At 36.8% G+C, this 8,843-nt stretch carries 8 protein-coding genes; all 8 read right to left on the reverse strand.

Features of this window, described 5'->3' with window-relative positions; translation table 11 throughout:
• Nucleotides 1–121 precede the first annotated feature (121 nt).
• Nucleotides 122–1,381 (reverse strand): sulfate adenylyltransferase subunit 1, encoded by a 1,260-nt coding sequence (locus ACYVFA_RS14135; protein ID WP_460472484.1) that lies wholly within the window; start codon nucleotides 1,379–1,381, stop codon nucleotides 122–124.
• Between the two features lie 95 nt (nucleotides 1,382–1,476).
• A complete protein-coding gene (gene cysD / locus ACYVFA_RS14140; RefSeq protein ID WP_460472485.1) occupies nucleotides 1,477–2,421 on the reverse strand; it encodes a sulfate adenylyltransferase subunit CysD in 945 nt (314 codons plus the stop codon).
• Nucleotides 2,422–2,450: 29 nt separating this feature from the next.
• Nucleotides 2,451–3,152 carry an adenylyl/phosphoadenylyl-sulfate reductase gene (locus tag ACYVFA_RS14145; protein ID WP_460472486.1) on the reverse strand — a complete coding sequence of 234 codons (702 nt, stop codon included), beginning with the start codon at nucleotides 3,150–3,152 and terminating at the stop codon, nucleotides 2,451–2,453.
• A gap of 11 nt (nucleotides 3,153–3,163) precedes the next feature.
• Nucleotides 3,164–4,045 carry a sulfite exporter TauE/SafE family protein gene (locus ACYVFA_RS14150; RefSeq protein ID WP_460472487.1) on the reverse strand — a complete coding sequence of 294 codons (882 nt, stop codon included), beginning with the start codon at nucleotides 4,043–4,045 and terminating at the stop codon, nucleotides 3,164–3,166.
• A gap of 19 nt (nucleotides 4,046–4,064) precedes the next feature.
• Complete coding sequence (gene cobA / locus ACYVFA_RS14155) at nucleotides 4,065–4,871, reverse strand: uroporphyrinogen-III C-methyltransferase (RefSeq protein WP_460472488.1); 807 nt, start codon at nucleotides 4,869–4,871, stop codon at nucleotides 4,065–4,067.
• The gene (locus ACYVFA_RS14160; RefSeq protein ID WP_460472489.1) at nucleotides 4,868–6,958 is read right to left on the reverse strand and encodes a HEPN domain-containing protein; all 2,091 of its coding nucleotides are present in this window, start codon (nucleotides 6,956–6,958) and stop codon (nucleotides 4,868–4,870) included. The genes cobA and ACYVFA_RS14160 overlap by 4 nt, the downstream gene beginning before the upstream one ends.
• A 189-nt stretch (nucleotides 6,959–7,147) precedes the next feature.
• Nucleotides 7,148–8,140, reverse strand: a complete 993-nt coding sequence (locus tag ACYVFA_RS14165; RefSeq protein ID WP_460472490.1) for a bestrophin family protein — start codon at nucleotides 8,138–8,140, stop codon at nucleotides 7,148–7,150.
• A 37-nt stretch (nucleotides 8,141–8,177) separates the two neighbouring features.
• On the reverse strand, nucleotides 8,178–8,705 hold the full coding sequence (locus ACYVFA_RS14170; protein ID WP_460472491.1) for a class I SAM-dependent methyltransferase: 528 nt from the start codon (nucleotides 8,703–8,705) through the stop codon (nucleotides 8,178–8,180).
• Nucleotides 8,706–8,843 lie beyond the last annotated feature (138 nt).

Here is an 8,843-nt window from a genome sequence, read left to right on the forward strand (position 1 = left end):
TGCCCCAAATAACAGAAAAAAAATCATAAAAAAAAGACAGCAAAATTTGCTGTCCATTTTCACCGAACCCTAAACTAATTCAAAGTCTCAAGTTTGGTTGATGAATATTTTGTAATTGCATTTACTCCACAAATCCGATACCTACAGTACTGTTCGACATTTCGTCAATCAATATAAAAGCACCATTGGTTGGGTTTTCATTGTATTTATCTGCATAAACCGGACTGGCCGTTTTAACTGAAATCCAGCCGATTTCGTTTAATTTTATCCCGCCTTCGTGTGAAGGTTCGGTGTCTAAAGTCATATTTTTAATATCAATCATGGAATTGATACTAGTAACTTTTGCTTTTACCCGATTAATGCCATGTTGTAGTAAATAGGTTTTACCTACTTTTAATGCCTGACTATCTAACCAGCAGACTTTAGCTTCTAATTCTTTTTTTGCTTCGGGTTGTTGGCCAACCTTTACAATCATATTTCCTCTGCTGATATCTATATCATTTTCAAGAGTAATTACAACTGATTCACGAGCGTGGGCAATTTCGAGATTTTTACCGAATTTTTCAATAGTTTTTATCTTACTTATTTGTCCACTTGGTAAAGCTTCAACTAAATCTCCTACCAAGAAACTACCACTAGCTATTTTACCAGCATATCCTCTATAATCGTGAAACTCATCAGTTTTAGGTCTCACAACCACTTGAACCGGAAAACGAGCTGGTAGATGAGAAATCGGATTGACCTGATTATCAAGGTTTTCTAAGGTCTCTAATAGCGCTGTTCCTTCATACCAAGGCGTTTCTTCTGATTTTTTAACAAGGTTTTCACCAAATAAGGAAGAAATCGGAATAAACTCAATTTTTTGACCTTCAAAACTTACTTGCTCAGCCAATTTTGAGAAATCATTTTTAATTTCTTCAAAACGCTCCTGGCTATAATTTACCAAATCCATCTTATTTACAGCCACAATGATATTCTTGATGCGAAGCATTGAAGAAATATAGAAGTGACGTTTAGTTTGCTCAACAACCCCATTACGAGCATCAATCAGGATAATAGAAACGGAGGTGTTTGAAGCCCCCGTAACCATGTTTCGTGTGTACTCAAAATGCCCGGGTGTGTCTGCGATGATGTACTTACGCTTAGGAGTACTAAAATAGATATGAGCTACATCTATCGTAATACCCTGTTCACGTTCGGCAATTAAGCCATCTGTTAAAAGAGATAAATCTAAGAAGTTAAGACCTTTACGTTTTGAAGCCGCTTCAAGCGCTTCAATTTTATCGCCAGTAATAGAATTCGTTTCATAAAGCAAACGCCCGATAAGGGTACTTTTCCCATCATCTACCGAGCCTGCTGTAGCTATTCTAAGTATATCCATTATAATATTTTCAAAAAATCAAAACTTGAACAAAGACTGATGTAACTAGTGTTTTTAAAGCAAATCACTCAATCACTAATTCGCTCATTCACTAATTAGAAATATCCCGCTTGTTTGCGTTTTTCCATTGCAGCTTCTGAGCGTTTATCATCAATTCTGGCACCTCTTTCAGAGATTTTAGCAGAAAGGATTTCAGAAATTACATCGTCCAGATTATCAGCTTCTGAAGCTACTGCCGCTGTACAAGTCATATCTCCAACTGTACGGAAACGCACTTTTGTAGAATAAGGAATTTCGTCTTCTGATTTATTAATAAATTCTGAATCTGCCCAGATTAAGCCATCACGGTCAAAAACCATACGATCATGCGTGAAGTAAATGCTTGGAATACGAAGTTTCTCTTCTTTAATATAATTCCAGACGTCTAACTCTGTCCAGTTTGAAATTGGGAAAACTCTTACGTTTTCTCCTAATTCAATCTTTCCATTGAGCATATCAAACAATTCAGGTCTTTGTTTTTTTGCATCCCATTGTCCGAAATCATCTCTTACTGAGAAGATCCTTTCTTTGGCGCGGGCTTTCTCCTCATCGCGTCTCGCTCCACCGATACAGGCATCAAACTTGAATTCTTCAATGGCATCAAGCAAAGTAACTGTTTGTGCTGCATTACGGCTGGCATACTTACCAGTTTCTTCTTTTACTTTACCTTGTTTGATTGAATCCTCTACATAACGTACATGCAGCTCTAAACCTAATTTGTTTACAAGCCAATCACGATATTGAACCGTTTCAGGAAAGTTATGACCAGTGTCAACATGGAGGAGCTTAAACGGAATTTTGCCCGGATAAAATGCTTTTTCAGCTAATCTTACCACCGTAATCGAATCTTTACCACCTGAGAATAGAATAGCAGGTTTTTCGAACTGTGAGGCAACTTCACGTAAGATATAAATCGCTTCGTCTTCCAGTTCACGCGGGAAAATCCCATTAATATCTGAGGAAGAATTAACGATTTCAGAATTATTTAAAAAATTACTCATATTTATAGTTTTTACTAACGAGGCGCAATTTACGAAACTTGGTGTAAACCACATTCTTTTTTTGATTCTTCCCACCACCAACGTCCGGCTCTTGGGTGTTCGCCTGGCTCTATGGCACGGGTACAAGGCAAACAGCCGATGCTGACAAAGCCTTTTTTATGTAATGGGTTATCTGGTATTCTGTTGGCAGCTATATATTCAATCATTTGGTCGTAGGTCCAGTGAATCAATGGATTATATTTCCATACATTATTTCCACCGTCCCATTCCCATATTTTCATATCATTTCTGTTGTCAGATTGCTCGGCTCTTAAACCTGTTATCCAGACTTCTGCACCAGCGAGAGCTCTTTTCAAGGGCTCAATCTTTCTGATTCCGCAACATTCCTTTCTGTTCTCGATAGACTCATAAAAGCTATTAAAGCCTTTCTCAGTCACCAGATTTTGTACTCTTTCAGTATTCGGAAAATAAGTTCCAATCGACTGTTTATAGCGGGCTCTTGTTCTATCCATCAACTCGTAGGTTTCCTGAAAAAGTCTCCCTGTATCTAAAGTAAATACCTTAATAGGTAATGGACCCTGAACAACCGTGTTTTTGAAAATGGCGTGAGTTATAACCTGATCTTCTTGTCCGAATGAGGTAGAAAATACCACTTTACCCGGAAATTGATTTGCTATAAAGCTAAGACCTTCGTCTAATGAAAAATTTTCTAATGTATCTATATCGACCATTGTAATACAAATTAAAACCAAACCTTAATGATATTGAAAATGCTCAAACCTACAACCAAAGTTCCTACGATGAGCATAATTGTTTTAGGCGGGAATAATTTCACCAGAAATGCACCAAGTGGCGCGGCCAAAACACCTCCTAAAATAAGCCCGGCAATTGGTTGCCATGCCTGAATATCAATAAAAAGCATAAAAATACCTGTGCTGAAGAACGCAACAAAAAACTCTGCTGTATTTACAGTGCCAATAGCTTCTTTAGGAGCGTTGCCTTTATTTATCAGATTTGAGGTTACTAATGGACCCCAACCACCACCACCAATGGCATCAAAAAAACCACCAATTAATCCAAGAATTCCCAAGTTTTTATTAGTAGGAGTTGTTGGTCTCTTTTTAAATGCTTTATAAATGATAACAATACCCAAGCCAACTAAATACAATGATATGTAAGGGCGGATAACTTTACCATCAATCACTTCTGAAATCAGATAAGCACCTATCATCGAACCAATGACACCGGTAATAACAATTCTAAAAAATAATTTTTTGTCGATATTCCCAAAATATAAATGCGAAAGTCCGGAAACTCCTGTAGTAAACACTTCGGCTGTATGAACACTCGCGGTTGCATAAGCTGGTGGCACGCCAACCCCCAAAAGCATAGAGGTGCAGGTGGCGCCATAAGCCATTCCTAGAGCTCCGTCTACCAATTGTGCTAAAAAGCCGACACCTACATAATAGATAAATAGATTATCAACTCCCCATTGAAATGTGTGGATACTAGCAAAAATACGATAAGCCAATACCCCAATCAATAAAATCTTTAAGGCAAGTATTGCAATTGCAATATTTTTTACCCCAATACGGTCACTCAGAGCATTTGCTATTCTTTCCATGTATCTTTTGTTTCTCGTCTTAGTTTGTTTTAGTTTTTCCAGTGTATTGCTGACCAATGAAGCAAAGGTGCTGAATACTGTTTTGTTTCACCACCTCGCCAATCATGATAATTGCAGGGTTTTTCATTGAATGAGTTTTTGCAATTGTTTCCAAATCTTTCACTTGACCAATCCCAATTTTCTGATCAGCAGTTGACGCCTGTTGAATTATGGCAGCAGGTGTATCTCCAAAGCCTTCTTCTTTGAAAATCTGTGAAATCTGGGCTAATTTTTTCATTCCCATCAAAATTACCACGGTAGCACTTGAATGTGCCGCCAATCTTACATCTTTAGATAATGATTGGTCTGATTTAGTACCTGTAATTACCCAGAAACCGTCTGCTACACCACGTGCTGTTAAAGGAATTTCATAGAAACCGCCTGACATGATGCTTGATACACCAGGTATATAGGCGGTTTCTATTCCTCTTTCTTTGGCATAAGCTATTTCTTCATTACCACGTCCAAAAATAAATGGATCACCACCTTTCAGACGCACTACATGACCTTTTTCAAAAGCTTTCTCTACAATCAAAAAATTGATACTATCCTGACTTACACTTTTGTCATATCCACGTTTGCCTACATAAATGCGTTCGCATTCAGGATGACAGTACTCCAATAAGTCTTCGTCAATCAAAGCGTCATATAATACCACATCGGCCTGACGTAAGGCATTAATTGCTTTAAGTGTAATCAATTCTGGATCACCCATTCCAGCACCAACAATCGTAAGTTTTGGAATAGGATGAGCCAGAATAGGTTTTATATCTAATGGATTTATCATGCCTCAAGAACTACTGTTTTATTCGCTTCTCTCCAGGATATAGCTTCTTTCAGGAAGTTTTCTGATTCAGAAATATAATCAACCGCAAAAATCTGGCTTGGTTCATTCTGATTGATTTGTAAAACTTGTTCTTTGAAATTGATACCAAATTCCTCGTTGAAGTTCTTATCAAATTCAGAAATTACACCGTGTTGTGTACTGCTATTGATGTTTTTATCTAGTAAAAGCGCCTTGGCTGTATTTACTTGTGACTGATACGCATAGTAAATGGCATCTGCCCAACGGTTTTCGTTGAAAGCATCTTTCGCCCAAGCAATTTTTTCTTCTGACTCATAGAAAAGAGTAGCTACTAAGTCGATGATGACACTTGCACATTCACCTACACCGATTTCAGTCTGGAACAATTCATCACGACCCCAATCAATGAAATCTGTATCAATCAAAGTAGTTAAATCAGCGAGTGGCTTCAATAAAGCATAGAAGTATTTTTCACCCTGACGGTCGTAGTAATCATTGAAGTATTCACCTTCCAGACCATTAGTTTCATAATCATTCAAAACAATTCTTAAAACATCTGGTCCTCTTTTACTTGGTACTTTAATTACTTTGTCAGAGATTCTGCCTTCGCCATTACCGGTTACACCGCCACCTAACAATACTTGTAAAGCTGGTAAAACTTTTCCTGCTGATTTCAATGAACTACCATGAAAACCAATGTGCGCCATGCTATGCTGACCACAGGCATTCATACAGCCCGAGATTTTTATTTGCATGTTGTTTTCTTCAATCAATTCAGGAAAATCTTCACGCAATACTTTTTCAAATTCCAATGTAATTTTGGTACTGTCTGAGATAGCTAAGTTACAGGTATCTGTACCCGGACATGCTGTGATATTAACGATACTATTCGCACCTGGTGAGGCCAGATTATATTCGCTCAATACGCTAAAGATATAAGGAAGATCTTTCGCTTGTACAAATCTGAAAAGTAGCCCCTGATTAACAGTTACTCTCACATCATCAGCTATATAAGGTCTTAATTTTTCAATTAAGCTTCTTGAAACAGTACTTGCAATATCACCTAGTTGAACTCTTACAAAAACACCATAATAACCTTCCTGTTTTTGTGCAAAAACATTGGTTTTATACCAGTTTTTATAAGCTTCAGTTGTGTTTTCTGCTACTTCTTGTGCTGCAGGAGTTGCATAATTATATTGATACTCAGCTTTCTCTGTATCTATATGATAAGTCTTAACTTTCAAAGCTGTTTTTTCAATCTCCACCAATTTCATAAATTCTTCAAAGCCAATTTTGGCAATCAAAAATTTCATACGAGCCTTATGACGAGAATTTCTTTCTCCATAACGGTCGAAAACTCTGATTACTGCTTCGATAAAAGGAATCAATAAATCTTCTTCCAGAAATTCATAAGCTAAATGCGCCAATTGAGGCTGAGCACCTAAACCACCACCTAATACTACTCTGAAACCTCTTTTATCATCCTGAATTTTAGGAATAAAACCTAAATCGTGCATGAAGGTAAGGGCAGTATCATCGTCAGTATTTGAGAAAGCAATTTTAAATTTGCGTCCCATTTCCTGACAAACCGGGTTTCTCAGAAAATACTCAAATGCTGCATGTGTATAAGGAGTAATGTCGAAAAGTTCTTTAGGATCAATACCAGCAGTAGGGGAGCCTGTAATATTTCTTACTGTGTTACCACAAGCTTCACGAAGGGTGATATTGTCTTGTTCTAATTTTGACCACAATTCAGGTGTTCTGTCAAGACTCACAAAGTGAACCTGAATATCCTGACGGGTTGTTAAATGAAGGTTGCCAGTTGAAAACTCGTCAGAAATGTCAGCGATGCGTTTCCATTGATTCAAGGTCATTTTACCGTAAGGTAATTTGATTCTGACCATCTGCACGCCTTGTTGACGTTGGCCGTATACACCCCTTGCCAAACGTAGGCTACGGAATTTTTCCTCATGAATTTTACCTTCGCGGAAGAGTCTGATTTTACGCTCTAAATCAATGATGTCTTTCTCTACTAATGGATTCTCTAGTTCTGTACGAAAACTTTGCATAATCTTCTAATTTTAACGTCGCAAATATACACAAACTCTATAATAATTATAGACTATATGGGTGAAATTTTTTAGATTTTTCAGTAAAGTGTTGATAATAAATGATTTGTGGTTTTATTAAGTGAAGTGTACTGTCGAAATCTTAGTTATTTTAATAAACTTATCCCTGTAAAAATTAGTTTCAATACTTTACATTAAAATATTATGTAAAGGCTGGATAGGTGGGGGAAGCTCGGTTTCGTCTAGCATTTCTCTCAAATCAATTTCAATTGTCCGGCTCATTGAAGTAATCGGAACATCGTTTGCACTACCTTCAAATGGGTTTTCGGTACTTTCGCCTACCTTTTCCATTGTCATAAATACCCATGAAACCACGATGCCAAATGGGATGGTAAGCCAAACCATATGTTCTCCTAATTTTTCAAATTCTTTCAACATCCCGAAAGGAACTAGAATCATAAACAATCGTACGAAAAACAAGTTAATTGATGCGAACTGTCGTGGATATGGGAAATTCTTGATACGTTCACATTTACCTTGCTGTTCATAAAAATTAACTAGCAAATTTTCTAATTCAATGTAATTTAAAGGTTCAATTAATCCTTTTTCTTTCAACTCTCTCAAATGTTTTGATTGTAAGCTAATAATGTGAGTAGCCCTGTTCTTCTTGCTCAACACATACGCTTCTTCTTCTGAAGATAAAAACTGACTCAATTCTTCTTCCACTTTGCCAACTTTTTCAGGGATTACAAAGTACTTGGCATATTCTTTATTATAATTTTTGTTGGCGTTTTCCCAGTTACGAGCTTCTCTTAGTTGGTAGCGTAAAGCCGTTAGCCATGCTACGTGCCTGTAGATTAACTGTTGATGAGTTTTATCATTAGCGTCCTCCTTTACAAAGTCTTTTACCAGCATACCCCAGGCTCGGCTGGCATTCACAATAGCACCCCAGATTTGTCTGGCCTCCCAAAGCCTATTATAGGTTTGCGTATTTTTAAAACCAACAATAAAAGCGGCCGCAGTGCCTACCAATGCAATCGGAACCCAGGGAATAGCAATCCATTTTAAGTCAAAATAGGCATATAAAATAGTGGGGATTATTGTAAGAATGGCAATCAAATAAATTTCTCGGCGAGTCCAGTAAAGAAACTCTTTCAGGGGGTACATTCTTCCGACATTCATAATTGTTAGGATTATATAATTTAAAAGTATTCTTGGGTTATGGTTGAATCAGAGCAGCATACATTTGTCTGTTACCGTAAATTGAAGCTCTTGTGTTGAGTTTTGAAATGTTTTTATACCCTAATTTTAAGAATAAAGTCTTTAAGGCATTAAAATCTATTGGATAGGGAACCCATATATTCGAAGTATTAGAGTCGTATTCAATAATGAGAAAGCATGAACCTTTTTTCAAGTGAGATTTGAGCTTTGATAGAAAAATTTCCTTTTCTTTAACATAATGTAATGAATTAGCCATTAAGACGCCGTCAATCTGATACACAGGTAAATCAGTATCGACAAAATCTGCGGTAATTTTTTTTATAGTAACCTGATTGTAATTATCTGGAATTTTGTTCAGAGCTGAGCTGTTTGAATCAATAGCATAAATTATACTTTCGGTTTCTAATATACTGGCTAATGCTAGAGTAAATGTACCAGTACCGCAGCCGAAATCAACCCAGATTTTTTTGTTTTTTGTTGAAAGGCTATCTTGCGTAATAAATTGTATGGCGTCTTTAATGTCCATAACGGGTTTCTTAAAAGTAGTGTAAGGGATAACAAGTAATGCAATATAGAGAAATTTTGGAAAAGTATTTGTTCTCAAGCAGGTTAAACGCATTAAAATTTGAATAGTAAAAATGAATAAAGACCTTTGCTAAATGCA

The sequence above is a fragment of the Emticicia fontis genome (assembly GCF_054779675.1).

Excerpts from the sequence above, each read along its gene's own strand:
- cysD (WP_460472485.1), bottom strand. The coding sequence starts at position 2,421 with ATGAGTAATTTTTTAAATAATTCTGAAATCGTTAATTCTTCCTCAGAT.
- ACYVFA_RS14150 (WP_460472487.1), bottom strand. The coding sequence starts at position 4,045 with ATGGAAAGAATAGCAAATGCTCTGAGTGACCGTATTGGGGTAAAAAAT.
- ACYVFA_RS14170 (WP_460472491.1), bottom strand. The coding sequence starts at position 8,705 with ATGGACATTAAAGACGCCATACAATTTATTACGCAAGATAGCCTTTCA.
- ACYVFA_RS14145 (WP_460472486.1), bottom strand. The coding sequence starts at position 3,152 with ATGGTCGATATAGATACATTAGAAAATTTTTCATTAGACGAAGGTCTT.
- cobA (WP_460472488.1), bottom strand. The coding sequence starts at position 4,871 with ATGATAAATCCATTAGATATAAAACCTATTCTGGCTCATCCTATTCCA.
- ACYVFA_RS14160 (WP_460472489.1), bottom strand. The coding sequence starts at position 6,958 with ATGCAAAGTTTTCGTACAGAACTAGAGAATCCATTAGTAGAGAAAGAC.
- ACYVFA_RS14165 (WP_460472490.1), bottom strand. The coding sequence starts at position 8,140 with ATGAATGTCGGAAGAATGTACCCCCTGAAAGAGTTTCTTTACTGGACT.
- ACYVFA_RS14135 (WP_460472484.1), bottom strand. The coding sequence starts at position 1,381 with ATGGATATACTTAGAATAGCTACAGCAGGCTCGGTAGATGATGGGAAA.